Origin of the sequence: Amycolatopsis azurea DSM 43854 (genome assembly GCF_001995215.1) — a bacterium.
GTDB lineage: Bacteria > Actinomycetota > Actinomycetes > Mycobacteriales > Pseudonocardiaceae > Amycolatopsis > Amycolatopsis azurea.
Genome location: NZ_MUXN01000002.1, coordinates 363,985 through 381,966, shown reverse-complemented (window position 1 = coordinate 381,966; position 17,982 = coordinate 363,985). Strand labels below are relative to the sequence as shown.

General features: G+C 68.8%; 12 protein-coding genes. 5 read left to right on the top strand and 7 right to left on the bottom strand.

The annotated features are described in order from the left end of the window. Positions 1–13: 13 nt before the first annotated feature. The 6 genes from B0293_RS04095 to B0293_RS04070 form a co-directional block, all read right to left on the bottom strand. Positions 14–1,408 carry an alanine racemase gene (locus B0293_RS04095; protein ID WP_005153000.1) on the bottom strand — a complete coding sequence of 465 codons (1,395 nt, stop codon included), beginning with the start codon at positions 1,406–1,408 and terminating at the stop codon, positions 14–16. 562 nt (positions 1,409–1,970) lie between these two features. Next, positions 1,971–3,203, bottom strand: coding sequence for an MFS transporter (locus tag B0293_RS04090; protein WP_245191868.1), 1,233 nt, complete (start codon positions 3,201–3,203; stop codon positions 1,971–1,973). A 653-nt stretch (positions 3,204–3,856) separates the two neighbouring features. Beyond that, positions 3,857–6,649 carry an AfsR/SARP family transcriptional regulator gene (locus B0293_RS44630; RefSeq protein WP_005152996.1) on the bottom strand — a complete coding sequence of 931 codons (2,793 nt, stop codon included), beginning with the start codon at positions 6,647–6,649 and terminating at the stop codon, positions 3,857–3,859. A 69-nt stretch (positions 6,650–6,718) separates the two neighbouring features. After that, complete coding sequence (locus B0293_RS04080) at positions 6,719–7,489, bottom strand: S1 family peptidase (protein ID WP_005152992.1); 771 nt, start codon at positions 7,487–7,489, stop codon at positions 6,719–6,721. A gap of 228 nt (positions 7,490–7,717) precedes the next feature. Continuing rightward, positions 7,718–8,485: a dioxygenase family protein gene (locus B0293_RS04075; protein ID WP_005152982.1), complete on the bottom strand. Its 768-nt coding sequence runs from the start codon at positions 8,483–8,485 to the stop codon at positions 7,718–7,720. A 231-nt stretch (positions 8,486–8,716) separates the two neighbouring features. After that, complete coding sequence (locus tag B0293_RS04070; RefSeq protein WP_005152979.1) at positions 8,717–10,456, bottom strand: pyruvate dehydrogenase; 1,740 nt, start codon at positions 10,454–10,456, stop codon at positions 8,717–8,719. A gap of 190 nt (positions 10,457–10,646) precedes the next feature. Here B0293_RS04070 and B0293_RS04065 point away from each other — a divergent pair, with 190 nt between their 5' ends. Continuing rightward, positions 10,647–12,740 (top strand): ROK family protein, encoded by a 2,094-nt coding sequence (locus B0293_RS04065; protein ID WP_158081879.1) that lies wholly within the window; start codon positions 10,647–10,649, stop codon positions 12,738–12,740. After that, the gene (locus tag B0293_RS43480; RefSeq protein ID WP_052014322.1) at positions 12,737–13,591 is read left to right on the top strand and encodes a sugar phosphate isomerase/epimerase family protein; all 855 of its coding nucleotides are present in this window, start codon (positions 12,737–12,739) and stop codon (positions 13,589–13,591) included. The genes B0293_RS04065 and B0293_RS43480 overlap by 4 nt, the downstream gene beginning before the upstream one ends. On the opposite strand, the gene B0293_RS04055 is transcribed toward B0293_RS43480, so the two are convergent. Then, entirely contained in the window at positions 13,515–14,687 is a 1,173-nt protein-coding gene (locus tag B0293_RS04055) for a sedoheptulose 7-phosphate cyclase (protein ID WP_005152974.1), read from the bottom strand. The genes B0293_RS43480 and B0293_RS04055 overlap by 77 nt on opposite strands. Before the next feature lie 302 nt (positions 14,688–14,989). Between B0293_RS04055 and B0293_RS04050 the strand changes: the two genes are divergently transcribed. The 3 genes from B0293_RS04050 to B0293_RS44135 are packed head-to-tail and all read left to right on the top strand — an operon-like array spanning position 14,990 to position 17,981. Further along, on the top strand, positions 14,990–16,294 hold the full coding sequence (locus B0293_RS04050; RefSeq protein WP_005152972.1) for a DUF6271 family protein: 1,305 nt from the start codon (positions 14,990–14,992) through the stop codon (positions 16,292–16,294). Continuing rightward, positions 16,285–17,478, top strand: a complete 1,194-nt coding sequence (locus B0293_RS04045) for a type III PLP-dependent enzyme (protein WP_005152970.1) — start codon at positions 16,285–16,287, stop codon at positions 17,476–17,478. The genes B0293_RS04050 and B0293_RS04045 overlap by 10 nt, the downstream gene beginning before the upstream one ends. A 23-nt stretch (positions 17,479–17,501) precedes the next feature. Further along, positions 17,502–17,981, top strand: coding sequence for a GNAT family N-acetyltransferase (locus B0293_RS44135; protein WP_005152968.1), 480 nt, complete (start codon positions 17,502–17,504; stop codon positions 17,979–17,981). Position 17,982: the final 1 nt, after the last annotated feature.

Sequence of the window (17,982 nt, the reverse complement as noted above, 5' to 3'; positions counted from 1 at the left end):
GTTCGAGGCGGAGTCAGATTCCGTCCAGTCGCCACTGCGGTGCTGCCCCGTCGTCGCCGAGCCGGAGAACCGCTTTCGACGGCAGTGCGGTGTCGTGGAACCGGGATTCGATGAAGTCCATGTGGTAGCCGGCGGTGTTGAGGTAAACCAGGTGGTCACCTGGCCGCACGGGCCGGGGGAACCCGATCTTCCGCCAGGTCACCATGTCGTTTTCCAAGCAGGTCGCGCCCCCGACGCAGGCCGGGAACAATTCGTCGGCGGCGGGCTCGCCGGAGATCAGCACGGGATCCGGGAGATAGTCGGTGTTGAACCACGGTTCGCTGAGACTGAGGCTGTTGCCCGCGACGGTGACGATCGCGTACCCGTCGGTGTCTCGCCGGTCCTCGACCTGCTGCACGCGGTACACGGTGAATCCGGCCTGGTCCAGCAGCGACCGGCCGGGCTCGACGAGGAAACGGATGCCGTGGCGGGCCGCCTTCGCCGACAGGCTCTCGTCGCCGTCCACCGGGTGGCTCATGATCATGCGCGCCGCCTGGGCGGTGGGATGCCCCCCGTACGGATAGAACGAGAAACCCTTGGCGGCCTTGGTTCCGTGATATTGAGCGGGCTCGTTCTGCTGGAGGAATTCGTCCCACAGTCGCGGATCGACATAGCGCATCGGTAATCCGCCGCCGAGGTCGACCAGTTCGGCGGACACCGCACCACGTCGCCTGGCGTCGAGGCAGTGCTCGATCATCTCGTTCGCCGCGATCGCGCGTTCCTCGGGCGAGTAACCGCCGAGGTGAAACGAGAACCCCAGGAAACTCACGTGGTCCTCGAGTTCCACACACAGACCGACGGCCGCGTCGCGTTCGGCTTTGGCCATGCCGAAGCGGCTTCCCGGCTGGCTGTTCGTCCGGGATCGCAACACCACCCTGACCTGCCGGTGCGCGAGCCGCGCGGTCGCGGCCAGCCTGCGGAGTTCACTGATCGAGTCGACGGCGACCAGACAGTCGTGCTGGACAGCGAGAGCGTGCAGTGAGTCGTCCTTCTCCGGGCCGGAGATACCGATCCGGTGTCCGGGCACCCCGCCGCCCAGGGCTTTCACCAGTTCGGCGCTGCTGGCGGCGTCGACTCCGACCCCGAGGGCGGCGGCCGACCTGACGAAGCAGTCGGCCTTGTTCGCCTTCTTGGCGAACAAGATGTCGACGTCGGCACCCGTCTCGGCGAAAGCCTGCCGCAAGCCGGTGATGTTCTCCTCGAAGACCTCCGGCAGCACGACATGCAGCGGCGACCCCAGGCCGTTCAGAAGGTCGGCCAGCAGGCCCCGGTGTTCGTTCAGGAGCGTGGTGACAGCGGGATGTCGCAGAGCGGTGAGCGGGAAGGGCCGGACTCCCGCCAGGAGAGTCCCTTGTCCTTGTCGCGGCATGAGCACCCCATCCTTATACATGATAACGATAATCATTTGCAAACACTGGGCGGCGAGTCGCCCAGATCACCCAGGCGCACGCGGCACCCGGCACAGCGAGGCCGGGTTCGTCGTCGCAAGCCGGCAAGGACGTCTCTCGTCTCGAGTTCCACCGGCACCATCTCCCGAACGGCATCGCCGTCCGGCCGAGAGGAGCTCCCCAGTTGACTGACACAATCGGCGTTGATGATTTCCACAAGGAATCAAACACGGGCGACCGGTCGACATTCCCCCTTAAGAAGCGATTCGTCTATCACGAAAGTTATGAGTTCCTTTAGCACTTGTCAACTATTTGTCATATTCATATATTGCCGCCCCGCCATACCTCGATACTGACCGCAACCTGAAGCGCGCCAGAGCCGACGAGCCGACGAGTCTCCAAAATCTTGAAAGCGCTCCATCCTCAGCGCGTTCACCGAAATCGACGGTTTTCCCGGCGCACACGGTCAGTGACGAATGAATCATTCATCATTTCCCCCAAGGCTTCGCGACGATGAAATTTTCACGGTTCCGGCACGTCGCGCTAATCGGCCGCCGAAGGCTTCTTGGTGAATCCGCGGGAGGTCGGCACCAGACAGGCGAGCACCGGCACCACGAAGCAGCTCACCGCGCACACGGCGAGCACCGGGGTGGCACCGAAACTCTCGATCGCGGGGGCGATCAGGGCGAGACCGGCCGGCGCCAGACCGTAGGACAGCAGGAAGTCCAATGAGGACACCCGGGCCAGCTTGTCCGGCGCCACCTCGCGCTGTGTCGCGGTGAACCACGGCACATTGAACAACTCGACGCCGAGCCCGGCGATCACGTACGCCGCCACGACCATCGCGGGGTGCAGCGGAAACAGCAGGCACAGCGGCGCGAACCCGTAGCAGGCAAGGCTCACGAGCGCGGCCCATCCCTGAGCGCGCGGCCGCCAGCGCGCGATCAGCACCGCGCCGATCAGCGCGCCGACCGCGTACCCGGTCGTGGCCGCGGCGAGCACCACCTCGGTGCCGTACCGGTCACGGCTCACCATCGGCAGGACGACCATGCTCGCGGAATATCCGAACGCCAGCATCGAGGTGAGCGCGATCAGACCGGCGATGAACCATGGGTGCCGTCGTGCCTCTCGCACCCCCTCCATGAACTCGGCGAGAAACCCGGCACGGGCGGTTTCCGGTGCCGGACCGGACGCTTTCCCTCGTGGCGGAACCACCGCGGCGACCAGCCACAGCGCGGCCACGCCGAACAGCAGGACGTGCACCGACATGAACGCGCCGAGCAGCGTGGTCAACCCGGGCGCCACCAGCGTGGTCACCCGGACCGAGAGCGACGTCGCCGCGTTGGCCTGCTGGCGTTGACCTTCTTCCACCACCTCGGCGGTCAGCGCCTGGAACGCCGGCCGGCACGCGCCCTGGCCGGCTCCGGCCACCGCGGCCGCGATCGCCATCATCACCACCGACCGGCCGAGCCCGAAGGCGATCACCGGCATGGCGGCGGTCGCCAGCAGACCGGACCACAGCACCACCCCGCGCCGCGAATGCCGATCGGCCAGCACACCGGCGATGGGGACGGCGGCGATGAACCCGACCGTGCGCGTGGCCAGCACCACCCCGAGCCCGACCGGGCCGAGGTCGCCGTGCAGCACGGCGAGCCCGAGCACGAACGGCAACGCCCAGGTCGCGAGCCCGGACGCGGTGGTGCCGGTCCACAGCCGGACGAACCCGCCGTCCCGCAATATGGAGCGCGTAGGGGCGAGTGAGGCGGTGACCGGCACGGAATCCTCCCAGGCTGATAACGACAATCGTTGTCATCATAGCCACGACGGGTCGGCCAGGTGAACCCTGAGGGTCCCGTTTTCCTTTGCCGGCGCCAAATCTGGGACTCGCCCCGTCGCCGGAGCCGCGATACGCCCGGCGCGCACCGCCGGGATCTCGTAGATGATCTCCAGTCCGACCTCGACGAAGCCGTACTGTGCCGCTGTGTCGGGAATCCCGTGACAGCCGCCCGTTCCGACGGGCAGTAGTTCTCGCCGATCCGGCATCAGGTGTCGCGAAAGCCACTTTCGCAACGTTGAAGGTTGCGAAAGTGGCTTTCGCAACGCTTCCGGGACTCCGCCGCCCCGAGGACGCAAGACCCGCGCGGCACCGGCCGACGCCGGGCCGGAGCCGGAGCCGGAGCCGGAGCCGGAGTCAGCGTCGGACCGCGGTGACGTCACCCCCTTCAGGACCCTCGACGCCACCGCGGTCGCCATGAACGCCACGATCGTTCTTCGCCACTCTCGCCCTCCCCAGTCCGGGAGAGACGGAAGCGCGACCGTGTGCTTCCCGCCGGCGGGGTGGCGGGAAGCGTCGCTCGAACGAGACCATAGGGCGAGAAACGCGATGGCCGCTGTCGTCACGCTTGCACGGCGGTGTCGTCCGGACTCGGCTACCCCGTCGTGGGCCGGGCGTGTGCGGAAAGCAGTTCCCGGATCTCGTCGGCGACGGTTTGATCGCCGTCGAGAAGGCACCGGTCGTAGGCCTCCCGCCATACTCTGCGCGCTTGATCGACGTCGCCGAGCGCGAGCAGCGCGTGTCCCAAGCCGACTCGTAGCGGCACTGCCGACCTGGTCACGTGGATCTCCTCGACGAGGTCGACGGCCTCCCGGTACGTCGCGGCGGCGGTGCGGTGATCGCCCGCCCCCGCCTGCACGGCGGCGATGGTTTCCAGACCGGCGACGATCCGCGTGGGCTCCTCTCCTTTCCGGAACGTGTCGAGGGCTCGTCGGGCGGGTCCACTCGCCTCTTCGTAACGGCCGAGTCCGACGAACGTGTCCGCGAGGTTGTTGAGCGCCATGGCGGCGGGCAGGTCGTCACCGACCGACTCGTACAACCGGACGGCTTCGCGCAGCGGCTCGACGGCCTCGGCGAACCGGCGCAGCCAGTTGAGGGCCGACCCCAGGTTGAGCAGCGCCGTGCCCTGTTCGGCGAGGTCGCCCAGTTCACGGAAGATCTCCAGCGCCGCGCGGCAGTAGGTGATCTGCTTGTCGCGGTCGGCGGCTCGGCCGTAGCCCGCGCTCGCCCCGTTGAAGCACTTGGCCAGCAGGAATCGATCGCCCGCGGCGGTCGCTCCGCGGAGGGCGGCCTCCCCCATGTCGACTATCCGTTGCCAGTGTCCGCGCAGGTAGAGGTAGTGCCAGGACAGCTGGAACAGCACCGCGGCTTGGGCGTGCAGGCCGTGCTCGTCGGCGCCGACGACCAGCTTGGCGATCGTGTCGATCTCCCGGTCGAACCAGGCGACCGCGGAGTGGTGGTCGGTGAAATCGACAACCGGGACGTCGGGCCCGGCCACGGCGATCGGCATCCGGTGCGGAATGCCGGTGAGGTGATCGCGTGCCCGTTCCGCGGTGTGCACATAGTGCGCCGCCAGCCTCTCGACAGCCGCCGGCGCACCGGGCAGAGCCGCCACCTTGTCGCGCGCGTACTGCCGAAGCAGATCGTGCAGTTCGAACCGGTCGGGCAGCCGCTGCTGGAGCATGCTGACCTCCGCCAGCCGCGCGAGCGCGGCACCGGCCACCGACGGCGGGATCGCGGCCAGCGCGGCGACCGCGTGCCTCCCGATGGTGTCGCCGGGAAACAGGCCGAGCGCATCGAACACCGCCGCCGCCTGCACGTCGAGCGCGTCGTAGGACCAGTCGAACAGCGAACGCAGGTCGCTGTCGCGGTCGTCGTCGACCGACAGCACCTCGAGCCCACGCTGCTCGGCCAACTCGTCCCGCAACGAAGACAGCGGCCACTCCGGATGCCGGGCCGCGTGGTCCGCGGCCAGCCGCAACGCCAGCGGCAGTCGCGCGCACAACTCCACGATCGCCGCCGCCGCGTCCGGCTCGGCCGCCACCCGGTCCCGGCCGACCTGATCGGTGAACAACTCCAGCCCCTCGGCCGGTGAAAGCAGGCCCAGGGTGAGGTGGCGCGCTCCCTCCCTGGCGGACAGGCCGCGGAGCTTGCGGCGGCTGGTCACCACGACCGAACCCCCGCCCGGGAGCAACGGCCGTACTTGGGCGCTGTCGCGGGCGTTGTCCAGTACGACGAGCATCCCGCGCGCGGCGGACTCGGTGCGCCAGAGCGCCGCCCGCTCCTCGACATCGGCCGGGACACGCTCCGGCGGCACCCCGAGCGAACGCAACAGGACGTCCAGGGCGTCCGCCGGATCGACCGGCACGCTGGGACCGTAACCACGCAGGTTCAGATACAGCTGCCCGTCCGGGAATCGCGGCACGACCTGATGTGCCCAGTGCACGGCCAGACTCGTCTTCCCGATGCCGGCGGCACCGTCGACGGCGGAGATCACGACCGGCTGACCGTCGGCCCCGCTCACCAACCGGTCCAAACCCGCCATCTCGTCACCACGCCCCACGAACCCGCGGACGTCCCCCGGCAACTGGCGAGGCACCCGCTCCGGGGCAGGCCGCCCGCCGGCGAGAGCTTCGTCGTCGAGCAGGATCGCCTGATGCAGATCGGCGACGGCGCGCCCCACGTCGAGGCCGAGTCGCTCCCGCACCAGATCGGTGACCTGGCGATAGGCGTCCAGCGCCTCGGCCCGCCGCCCCGCACGGTGCAGGGCCAGCATCAACCTCGCCCACAGCGACTCGCGCAGCGGGTACCGCGCGGTGAGGTCCCGCAGCTCGGCGATCACCTCCTGCCCGTGACCTCGCTCCAGGTCGACGTCCAGCATCCGCTCGCGGGCGGTGAACAACAGCTCGGCGACCTGCGGTCCCACCTCCGCACGCAGCCCCGGCGACGCGACGTCCTCCAGCGGATCTCCACGCCACAGCCGGACCGCCGACGCCAGCGACGCGTACTCCCGGCCGGCATCCCCTTCCCGTGCCGCGACGGCGGCCGACTCGACCTGCTCGCGCAGCGCGAGCAGGTCGAGTTCGGTGGCGGCGGCACGCAGCAGGTACCCGCCCTCGGTCGTCTCGATGACGTCGGCGCCGAGGCTGCGCCGCAGCCTGCTCACCAGCGTCTGCAGGCCATTGCGCACGTCCAGCGGGGACTCCTCGTCCCAGACGTGACCGATCAGCTTCCACAGCGGGACCACCTGGTTCGCCGAGAACGCCAGTGACGCCAGCAACGCCCGCTGCCGCCCACCCACGTCCACCGGCCCCGCGGCCGTCTCGACCTCGAACGGCCCCAGCACCCTGATCCGCAAACCGCGAGCCGTTGTCTTCCCCTGCCCCATGACCGCCCTTCGTCCGGCGTTTCACAGATCATGCCGCAGGACGAGGCCGGACGTCCGGCCTTCGGTTCGCTAGCTCGCCTGCTGCTCGGCGATCCAGTCCCGGTACACCGTCACGTCGGTCCAGATGCCCAGACCGCTGGCGCACTTCGGGTCCTCGTCACCATCGCGGCTGGTGGCACCGACCAGTTCCCACTCACCCGGCCTGCCCTTGATCTGCGGCCCGCCCGAGTCGCCGTAGCAGCCCATCGCGTCCGGCGTGTCGGAACCGGTGCAGATCTCCTTGCCCGTGGCCAGATTGTGGCAATCCGCCGCCGGCCTGACCTTGGTGTCCAGCTCCTGGAGGATCTCCGGCGCGCCGCAGTTCTGCTCGGCGCAGTGCTCACCCCAGCCGAGGATCCGGGTCGCCGTCCCCGCGTCGCCCAGGGCATCGGCGATCTTGATCGGCTGCTCGGTCACCGGTTTGTCCAACCGCACCAGTGCGATGTCCCCGCCCTGCGGCTTCTGCCCACCGAAGTCCGGATGCACGATGATCCGGCTGACGCCGGTCTCGGTGCCCCCGCTGTTGTGCTGCCGCGCCCCGATCCGGGTCCTGACCTGGTCCGGCCGCGCTCCCTGCACGCAGTGCGCCGCGGTCACCACCCAGTCCTCGCTGATCAGCGAGCCACCGCAGAAGTGCCGCCCGTCCTGCTGCAACGACACCATGAACGAGTAGTCCTCGGTGGCGTCGTGCCCTCCGATGACGTAGGGCGTGGGCCCGTCGGCCGCGGCAGCGACCCCCGGTACCAGCACCGCTCCCGCGGCGGCCAGTCCGACCGCCAGTACGCCTGTTTTGCGAAGCATTATCGTGATCTCCCCGTAGACGACGAATTGCTGACAGCCGTCACGCTATGGGGTGATGATCACAGCTGGATCGGCTCATCGGCCGGGTGCACATCGGCCGAATGGCCGACCCGGCGCGGCGCCGTGAACTTCGAGGTCAGCGACTGCTCCCGTCGGCTGAGACTCGTCCGCCGCGCAGCCACGAGGCTGACGCGGCGGACGGCTGCTACAACCTCTCAATCGGATGAACTAGTCAGGACGGCCGACCTGGGTGTTCGACAGGTCGAGACCGATCGCGAAGTCCGCTGTGTAGCCGCTTCCGGCCTGCTGCGGACGCAGCAGCATTTGCGCACCGCCGCTGCGGTAGATCGAGTCCCGGTTGTTGGTCGTGTCGGCCGGGCCTTTCCGCCGGTACGGTTCGGTCCGCAGATAGGCCGCGCCGAACTCGGGCGTGAAGTAAAGCTGCGAGGTGAACTCGTACGGCCTGCCGTTAGTCCCGACGGTGCGTATTTTGATGTGGATATGCAGCGTACGCCCCGTGTACCAACCCGGCAGAATGGTGGTGAACCGGGCCACCCCCGATTGGTCGGTGTTCTGGTAACCGCGCAGGAATCGGCGGCCGGAGCTTCCCTGAGAAGGAATGTCGGAGTACAGCCCCACCGCGTCGCACTGCCAGAGGTCGACCATCGCCCCCGGCAGTGGCGTGCACTGCTGTTGCCGGATTTGCTGAATGGTGAAATTGATTGCCAGCGCGGTACCGGCAACCGGTCTTCCGGTGGCCGGTTCAGTGCGGATATCGGAGCGATTGAGTCGCTCGTCCACGAAATACGGACCCTCCATCTGCTCTGGCTTGACCACACAATCCAGTGCGCAGACTTCGGGTGTTCCCGAGGTGGAGGTGCTGGCACTCGCGGTGGCGGATCCGGCGACACCGAGTGTCACGCCGGCGGCGCCGAGCAGAATCAACGCCTGCCGCCTGCCGAGGATTCGGCCTACCGGCTCATCATCGTCATGCATAGGGTTCCTTTTCGCCAAATGATGGGAGCTGGGAACTGAGCGCAACAAGGATTTGCCCGCGGGGTGCTGCGCGGGTCCGAGTGTCCGCCATGACTCGTCCACTGTCGAGAATTTTCACTCTCGCGCATCATACTTCGAGCGATAAGTACCATTTGATGGGCCAAATTCTCGGCCGCTGCTACGGCATTTCGCCTACGACTTTCGAAGCCCGGCTTGAGAAAAGCGGCTGTTTCATGGCCGGGGGATATTGCGCAGGTTTGCCCGGGCCAGGTCGATCATCCGGCCGACGCCGCCCTCGAGGACGACCTTGCTCGCGGCCAGCGCGAATCCGCCGAGCTGGCCGGCGGTGATGTGCGGAGGGACGGACAGCGCGTTCGGGTCCGTCACGACATCCACCAGCGCCGGGCCGTCGTGACTCAGTGCCTCCTTGAGGGCGGCACGCAGCCGCGTCGGATCGGTCACCCGCTCCGAGCGCAGGCCGGCGCCGCGGGCGATGGCGGCGAAGTCGACCTGACGGTGGTCGGTCTGGTAGTCGGGCAGGCCGTCGACCAGCATCTCCAGCTTGACCATGCCCAGTGAGGAGTTGTTGAACGTGACGATCTTGACCGGGAGATCGTGCAGGGCGACGGTGAGCAGTTCGCCGAGCAGCATGCCCAGGCCCCCGTCGCCGGACATCGACACGACCTGTCGTCCCGGGTAGGCGAACTGCGCGCCGATGGCGTGCGGCAGGGCGTTGGCCATCGTGCCGTGCAGGAACGAGCCGATGACCCGCCGCCGTCCGTTGGGCGTGAGGTACCGGGCGGCCCAGACGTTGCACATGCCGGTGTCCACGGTGAAGATCGCGTCGTCCGCGGCGAGTTCGTCGAGAAGGTCGGCGGCGAACTCGGGATGGATGGGCACGTGCCGTTCGACGTTCCGGGTGTAGGCGTCGACGACCTGTTCCAGTGATTTGCAGTGGTCGCGCAGCGTGCGGTCCAGGAAGGCCCGGTCGGTCTTGCGCCGCAGGAGCGGCAGCACGGCTCGCAGGGTCTCCCCCACGTCGCCGTGCACGGCGAGTTCCAAGGGGGTGCGCCTGCCCAGCCGGGTCGCGTCGTGGTCGATCTGCACTGTCCGGGCCTGCGGCAGGAAGGAGTCGTAAGGGAAGTCGGTGCCCAGCAGGAGGAGCAGGTCCGCGTCGTGCATGGCCTGGTAGCAGGCGCCGTAGCCGAGCAGGCCGCTCATCCCGACGTCGTAGGGATTGTCGTACTGGATCCACTCCTTGCCCCGCAGGCTGTGGCCGACCGGCGCCTGGACCGCCCCGGCGAGTTCCATCACCTCGGCGTGCGCGCCGCGCACCCCGGCGCCGGCGAACAGGGTGACGGTCTCGGCTTCGTTGATCAGCTCGGCGAGCCGCGCCACCTGCGGCTCGGGTGGCACGACCTTCCCGTGCTCGGTGACCGGCGTCCCGCTCCCGGTGGGCGACGTGGCCGCCAGCTGCGCGACGTCGCCCGGCAGCACCAGCACCGACACCTCGCCGCGGGCCAGCGCGTGTTGCATGGCGATCCGCAGCACCCTGGGCATCTGGTCGGGACCGCTGATCTGCTCGCAGTACCCGCTGCAGTCGACGAACAGCCGTTCCGGGTGGGTCTCCTGGAAGAACCCGGTCCCGATCTGCCCGGACGGGATGTGCGAGGCGAGCGCGAGTACCGGGGCACCCGTGCGGTGCGCGTCATAGAGGCCCTGCACCAGGTGCGTGTTGCCGGGGCCGCAGCTGCCCGCGCACACCGCGAGCCGTCCGGTGAGCTGGGCCTCGGCGGCCGCCACGAACGCGCCCGCCTCCTCGTTGCGCACATGCACCCAGTCGATGCCCGGGGTACGCCGGATCGCGTCGACGACCGGATTCAGACTGTCACCGACCACGCCGTAGATCCGTTCCACCCCGGCCTGCACCAGGACCTGGACGAACTGCTCGGCGACATTGGGCTTGGCCATCAGGACCCTTTCGACGCAACGACGGAGCGAACACCTTCATGATCCACGGGACGAGCGCGCGTCGCAGGTTCTGCGCGCGGGCGGGTGACACGTGCCCGCCGCCGTGCAACCGCCGGGGTGGACGAACGGCGGCGTGAAGTGGTCCTCTTTGGGCGCTCACGACCACGACCCGACCGGAGGGGCGTTCCCCGTGTCCATAACCGTTCTCGATGTCGGCGGCACGCACTTTCGCTGGGCGCGCTGGTCGGCCGAAAAGGGACTTGGCGAAGTCCACCGCGTTCCGGCGCCCAGCCGGACGAACAGTCCACAAACGACAGTCGACGAGCTGCGCGCGTCGCTGGTGAAGGAGATGGCCGAACGGGTTCCGCCGGGTGAGGTCGCCGGGGTCTCCTTCGGCGCCGCGCTCGATCACCGGACGGGTGTGGTGTACGCGTCCGCGCCGCTGTGGGGTGCGCACGCCGCGCCGTTCGACCTGCTGGGCGCACTACGGTCGGCGCGTCCCGACGTGCGCTGGCACGTGGTCAACGACGTCACGGCGGCCCTTCTGCATCTCGCCGCTTCACCGCACGCGGAGAACCGCCGCAAGATCCTGCTGGCGACCATCAGCACCGGTATCGCCTGCCGCACCATCGACCTGCGCACCGGGGAGATCCCGCTCGACGGACTGGGTCTCCAAGGCGAGATGGGGCATTTGCCCGCGACGGTGACGATCGACGGCGAACCGGTCGACCTCCGCTGTGACTGCGGTCAGCCCCGCCACGTCGCGGCTTTCTCGTCGGGGACCGGAATACGCCGGCTGAGCGAGGTGCTCCGGGAGCGGAGACCTCGGCGGTGGGCCGCCTCGCCCCTGGCCGGGGACGAGCCGTTCGAGGCCAAGCTGGCGTCGGCGCTCGACGAGGCGGACCCGGTGGCGGTCGAGTTGCTCGATACCGCGGTGAAACCGGTGGCCGACGTCGTCCGCACCGCGCTCTGCCTCGATCCGGAAATCGATCTGGTGGCCTTCACCGGCGGTGTCGCGACCGGGCTCGGCGAGCACTACCGCGACGCGCTGGCCCGCCACTTGACCCGCGAAGGCCTGTACCTGACCAGCGAACGTGACCCCGGCTGGGTGCTCGGCAGGCTGCTGATCTGCGGTGAGGACGAGGCGAACGGCCTCCACGGCGCCGGGCTCGCCGCGCGGCGGTGGAGCACACACCGGGCGATCGTGCGGGCGGGCGGGTCGCTGTCCGTCGTGTCGCGGCCGACGAACGAACCCGGCCCCGGAGAACTGGTCGTGGCGACCGAGTACGCGGGGTTGTGCGGGACGGACATCCAGATGCTGCGCGGTCTGCGAGACGATCCGGCGCCGGTGATCGGTCACGAGGGGATCGCGACGGTGGTGGCCGCGGGTCCGGGGGTCCGGCCGGAGTTCGCCCCCGGCACGCTCGTCGCCGTCAACCCGACCCATCCGACGGATCCGGGTTTCCTGCTGGGGCACAACGTCGACGGCCTGCTGCAGGAGCGCACCCTGCTGCCCGCCACGGCCGTCACGGGCGGCATGGTGCTCCCCCTGCCCGCGGACACGGACCGGACACTCGCGCCGTTGCTGGAGCCGCTCGCCGTGGTCCGCTACGCGCTGCGGCAGCTTCACGCTTTCGCGCCGCGTACGTTGATCGTCTACGGTGACGGCGTCATCGGCCATCTCGCCGTCCGCGCGGCCCGCCGTTGGCTCGGCTCGGCGACCCGGGTGATCCTGGTGCACCACACCGAATCCGGCCGCGCGTTCAGCGAAGCGGCCCCGTACCGCGCGGACGTGCTGTGCACCCGGCTGGACTGGGCGCGCCTCGAACCGGGTGTCGTCGGAGCGCTGCTCGCCACCCCACGCGACGCGACGGTGTTCGCGCTGGAGTCGGTGCTCGCCCTCGGGGCCGAAGAACTGGCCGTCGACCTTGTCGGCGGGCTGCCCCCGAACGCCACGACACCGCTGCTCCCCGGCATCGACCTCACCGCGGCCAGAGCGGCGAACTGCGGTGGCCTGCCGGACCCCGCGCGGATCGTGACGACCGACTCGGCCGACGGGAACCGGGTCCACCTGTTCGGGCATCGTGGCGTGGCCGACCGGCACCTGCTCGACGCCGCGGCCGAACTCGCCGCCGAACCCGGGCGATACCGCGACCTGATCACCCACGAGACCGATCTCGAGGGCGCGGTCCGGGTGATGCGCGCACTGGCCGGCTCGCGCGACCGGGTGATCGACGGCCGGAGACTGATCAAGCTGTCCGTCCACATGGGAGCGAAACAGTGAGTCACTGCCTGCTCGGTCTGACCGAATGGCGGCTCGCCGAGGCCGGCCCCGACGCCGTCCGGCGGACCGCGGAAAGCGGCGCCGACGGGCTGCAGCTCGACTTCGGCGGCCCCGGACGCGGCGAATGGCTGGACGCGCCCGGCCGCGTCCAGGCCGTGCGCGCGGCCGCCGGCGCCTCCGGTGTGCGGTTGTTCGCGGTGGCGGGGAACCATCTCAACGACCTCGGCTTGACCACCGCGGAGGCGCGGCCGTTCATCGAGCGTCTGCTCGACTCGGCGCACGCGCTGGAAGTGCCGTTGGTCTTCCTGCCCAGTTTCCGGCGCAGCGCCATCGACGGGCCGGCCGCGTTCGCTCTCACGGCTCAGGTCCTCGCCTGGGCCGCCGCCGAAGCGGAGGCACGGGGACTTCAGCTCGCCAGCGAAAACGTCCTGGCACCGCACTTCGCGTGCGAGCTCGCCGAACGGGTCGACTCCCCCGTTTTCCGGCTGGTGCTGGACACCTTCAATCCCCTGCGGGCCGGCCTTCGGCCCGAAGCACTCGTCGCCGAAGCCGGGCATCTGCTGGCCGACCAGGTCCATCTCAAGGACGGACCGCCCGACGTCGGGGACATGCCCGCGCTCGGCGAAGGTGCCGGAAGACTCGAAGACACCCTCGAAGCCCTGCGGGAGCATGCGGTACCGGTGCGCGCCTTGGTACTGGAGAACGACTATCGCGACGGCGATCCCCGCAGGCTCGCCGCCGACCTCGCCTGGGCACGACGGCGTGCGCGAGGGTTCACGCCACCGGTAGCCGCCGGACACCCCCGAGTTCGCGGTGGATCTTCAGGGCCGCGCCCAGTTCCTCCGATGTGACGTCGTTGACGAAGGTGACGCCTCCGATACCGACCGGCAACGGCAACCGTTGCCGGCCATCACGGTGGCGGACGGCGTCGCGCAAGGCCTGGGCGAGTATTCCCGGTTCGAGCAGAGCATCCCAAATGGGCAGTTCGAGCAGGGTCATCACGGCGAACACGCGATCGCGCTGAGCTTCGGTGAGCAATCCGCGACGGAAGGCGAGGATCGTGCTGAGCGCCATGTCGACGCAGACGGCCTCGCCGTGCAGGAGCGCGGGCAGGGCCCTCATCTCTATCGTGGGGCTGAAGGTGTGACCGTAATCGACACACCGCTCCAGCTCGGCCTCCCACAGGTTCGGTTCCAGTTCCTCGAGCATCCCGTGGGTGGCGGCGTGCAGCACGGCCACCGCGGCCTGGTCGCTTTCCGCGCTGTGGCCCTGGAATTTCTCCGCGAGCAAGCACGCCCCGTGTTCTTCCAGCAGCTCGAACAGCGCGAAATCCTTGATCAGCGCGATCTTGAGGATCTCCGCGAGCCCGTTGCTGATCTGACGCCGGTCCAGGGTGGCCAGAAAGGTCCGGTCCAGCAAGGTCAGTTCGGCAGGAGCGTAGGTTCCCAGGCGGTTCTTGTGACCGTTGAAGTTCACCCCGGTCTTGACGCCGACTCCCGCGTCGACGAGACCGATGAGCGTGGTCGGCACCCGGAGGAACGGGGTGCCGCGCCGGTACAGGCTGGCGGCCAGCCCGGCGATGTCGGTCAGGACGCCACCGCCGATGACGATGATGGGTTCGCGGCGGCGGGCGATGCCGAACCCGTCGAGTTCCCTGACGATCCGCGCCGTCGTCTCGAAATCTTTGACCGTCTCGTCGGCGGCCACCGTCATCATCGCGTACTCCACGCCGTGATGCTCGAAATAGGCGCGGATCCGGTCTCCGTGGAGACGGTCGACGTTGCCGTCGATCACGACGAACCGGCGCTGCCTGCCCAGGTCCTCCCCCTTTTCCAGTAGATCCGTGCGGTCGGAGCGGAAGAGATCCTCGCAGAACCGCACCTCGTAGCTGACGCTCTTCTGGGCGCGAACAAGCCAAGAGGCCGACTTCTTCCCCGAATCGGTCATTACCCGTTCCTTTTTCCAGCGGCTGTTTGGCAAAGAAAGACGCGACTTCGCGTAGCTACCGTCATCTTTGCGGGTTCGCGGCCCCGCTGTCGCGTCGGCGAGAACGCCGCCGCGAACCCGGCGGCCGGAGTTACATTTCGCCTTGCGTCAAGCCACGGTCAACTGCGGAATTTCCTCGGTTGACGGTGCGCCGCCGTCGATCTTGACGTGATCGACCCCGCCGGTACGCTGACTTTGCCCTGCCTCCCAACGGGTACCGAATCGGCCGACTCCATCACGACAGCACGCGATCGGAGCACTGAATGCACCGGATCTGCCTCGCCCTTCCCACCAATCGGGCCTGTGCCGGCCCGCTGTCGGACTTCCTCGAAGAAGCGGAGTTCGCGGCCGGGAATTTCGACGTCGAGGTTTTCGCGCTGATACTGGACTCGTCCCCGGAACGGGAGTTCGGCGAGCACGCCGGAATCATCGGCGGCAGGCGCCGGGTCGAAAACGTCGTCGTACTACACCTCGACGAAACCGCGCAAAGGGTTTTTCTTCGCCGGGTGATCGAGGCGGCGGACGTCGACGAATCGATGCTCGGTCTCCTGCTCCCGCAAGGCGTCTCGTACGGGGCCTGCACCGACCGGGCCTTCCTCGTCGCCCGCGCGCTCGGGTGCCGCTCCGTGCACCGCAGGGATTCCGACAGTGGCTACCAGCTCTCGAACGGGCAGAAGGTTTTCCCGGTACACCACGAACTCAGGTCGATCGGCCGCCGGGCCGCGAACGTGACGGAGCACGTGACGGCCACGACCCTCGGACCGGAGCACGAGCACAAACCCGTGGTACTGGTGGGCGGCTCGTTCGTCGGCGAACTCTCGGTGGACATCGGCGACCTCCGTTCGCGAGACCGGACCGCGTATCACGACATCGTGGGCCTGTGGGCGCCCGACGGGTGGACGGACGCCGAGAAGACGAAGCTGGCCGAGGTCTCCTTCACCGGGGCGGGCACGGAGCCGTTCACGGAAGACCGCTCGGAAGCAGGCATCGTCGACCCGATGCGCATCGACATGTGCAACATCGCCTTCCAGCAGATCCACGAGCGGGTGCCGCTGCCGCCCGCGACGGACACCATCGGCAGCGACTACTTCCTCTTCCACCTCGCGCACAGCGCCAGGTTGCCCGGGGTGGTGCACAACCGCCACATCGTGAACTTCCATACCGCCGAACGGAAGACCGACGCCGGGTTCCTGGCCTACCAGCTGAGGCTGACCAAATTCTTCCTGTCCATGCTGTATTTCCACGACATCTACCGGCGGATGGCCGAGGCGGGTGAGACGCTGCTCGATCACCGGCACCGCGTGCGGGCCGGGATGATCGCCGGGTTCGCCTCGGAAAGCACCGGACTGGCCGACAGCCCGAACGTGGCGCGGCTGGCCCGAATCGACAAGACCTACCGCGGGCTGGGCGGCCGGTACGCCGATTTCGCCGAGTCGCTCGCGCCGCGGCGGGAAAGCCTGCTCGCCGAAGCCCGGCAGGACATCGCCGACTTCGCGCTGCTGATCACCGCGTGGGAACGGCTGATGGACGCGAGCGCGACCCTGGGGCTCGATCAGACATGTGGTTGACGGAGACGGATCAGCGCACTTTTCTCGACGGCCGAGTCCGGGAAGCCCTTTCGGCCGCCGGGCACGATCAGCTCGTCCTCGATCTCGCGGGAATCGAGCGTGCCTACGAGGCGCTCACCGGTGAACTCCCCGGCGTGGCGGTCCGGTTCGCGATGAAAGCGTGCCCGGTGGACGAAGTCCTGACCTGCCTGGCAAGCCGGGGCGCGGGCTTCGACGCCGCGAGTCCCGACGAGATCGTCCAGGCCCTCGCCACCGGCACCCGCCCCGGGCTGATCCACTATGGCAACACGGTGAAGTCCGACGAGAACATCGCCGAGGCGTATCGGCTCGGCGTGCGCGACTTCGCCACGGACAGCGTCGAAGACGTGCTGGCCATCGCCGCCAACGCACCCGGCGCCCGGGTGTTCTGCCGGCTGGCGACGACCGGCGCCGGAGCGTTGTGGGGCCTCGGGCGCAAATACGGCTGCGCGGGAACCGACGCGATCCAGGTGATGCTGACCGCGCGGCGGCACGGGTTGATCCCGGCGGGACTGTCGGTCCACGTGGGTTCCCAGCAGATGACGGTCGAAGCCTGGCACGACGCCTTCGAGCGCCTCGCCGACGTGCTCGTCGCGCTTTCCCTTCAGGGAGTGCACATCGACCACGTCAACCTGGGTGGCGGCCTGCCCGCGGCCGGGTACCTCGACAAGGCCGGGAATCCCCTGCTTCCCCCGATCGAGGAGATGTTCGCCGCGCTCCGGGAAGGCATGCTGCGTCTCCGGCGGCTGGCGGGAAGGCAGCTGGCGTTCGTCGTCGAACCGGGCCGTCACCTCGTCGCCGAGCACGGCGCGATCCGGGCTCACGTCTCCCGCCTGTCCTCGCGGCGGCAGTTGACCGGGGTCCACGAAAAGTGGCTGTATCTCAGCTGCGGGAAGTTCAACGGGCTCTACGAGACCGACATGCTGCGGTACCGGCTGGTGTTCCCCGGTCATCGCGACGGCGAGCACATCCCGGCGATCGTCGCCGGCCCCACCTGTGACAGCGACGACGTCTTCAGCGACGGACTCGCCTTCGCGCAGGTTCCGCAAGCCGCGGAATCGGGAGATCCGGTGTGGATCCTCGCGTGCGGGGCGTACTCCATGAGCTACACGACGCGGGGCTTCAACGGATTCGCGCCCTTGCCGATCACGGTGCTGAGACCGTGAGTCGCCGGAACGAAGGGACCACCGTGCGGACCAGGGCCATCTCGTCCGGCGATTGGCCCGCCATCGTCGGTTTGGAAGCCGAGTCCTACGCGGAGAAAGGGTTGTCCGAGCGGCGGATCGTGCTCGAGTCACGGATGCGGGCCTCTCCGGCGACGTGTTTCGTCCTGCAGGCGGGCCACCGGATCGCGGGCTATGTCCTGGCCTTGCCCTACCCGTTGTTCCGGTACCCGGAGTTCGATCGGCGGGAAGGCCCCTCGTTCACGTCGGACAACCTGCATCTGCACGATCTCGTGGTGGCCGAAGAGCTGCGCGGCCGGGGGCTGGCGAAGGTCTTGCTGGACCGGCTGATCACCACGGCCCGGTCGAGGCGGCACGACCGGATGTCGTTGATCGCCGTCGCCGGTCAAGCGGACTTCTGGTCGGCCAACGACTTCCGCCCGCTTCCCGAAGTGCCGATCCGGGGCTACGGCGCCGACGCCGTCTACCTGTCCCGCCCTCTTTGAC

What these genes read in the sequence shown, in the direction of transcription:
- B0293_RS04095 (WP_005153000.1), bottom strand. Translation starts at nt 1,408, where the DNA reads ATGCCGCGACAAGGACAAGGGACTCTCCTGGCGGGAGTCCGGCCCTTC.
- B0293_RS44630 (WP_005152996.1), bottom strand. Translation starts at nt 6,649, where the DNA reads ATGGGGCAGGGGAAGACAACGGCTCGCGGTTTGCGGATCAGGGTGCTG.
- B0293_RS04080 (WP_005152992.1), bottom strand. Translation starts at nt 7,489, where the DNA reads ATGCTTCGCAAAACAGGCGTACTGGCGGTCGGACTGGCCGCCGCGGGA.
- B0293_RS04075 (WP_005152982.1), bottom strand. Translation starts at nt 8,485, where the DNA reads ATGCATGACGATGATGAGCCGGTAGGCCGAATCCTCGGCAGGCGGCAG.
- B0293_RS04070 (WP_005152979.1), bottom strand. Translation starts at nt 10,456, where the DNA reads ATGGCCAAGCCCAATGTCGCCGAGCAGTTCGTCCAGGTCCTGGTGCAG.
- B0293_RS04055 (WP_005152974.1), bottom strand. Translation starts at nt 14,687, where the DNA reads ATGACCGATTCGGGGAAGAAGTCGGCCTCTTGGCTTGTTCGCGCCCAG.
- B0293_RS04050 (WP_005152972.1), top strand. Translation starts at nt 14,990, where the DNA reads ATGCACCGGATCTGCCTCGCCCTTCCCACCAATCGGGCCTGTGCCGGC.
- B0293_RS04045 (WP_005152970.1), top strand. Translation starts at nt 16,285, where the DNA reads ATGTGGTTGACGGAGACGGATCAGCGCACTTTTCTCGACGGCCGAGTC.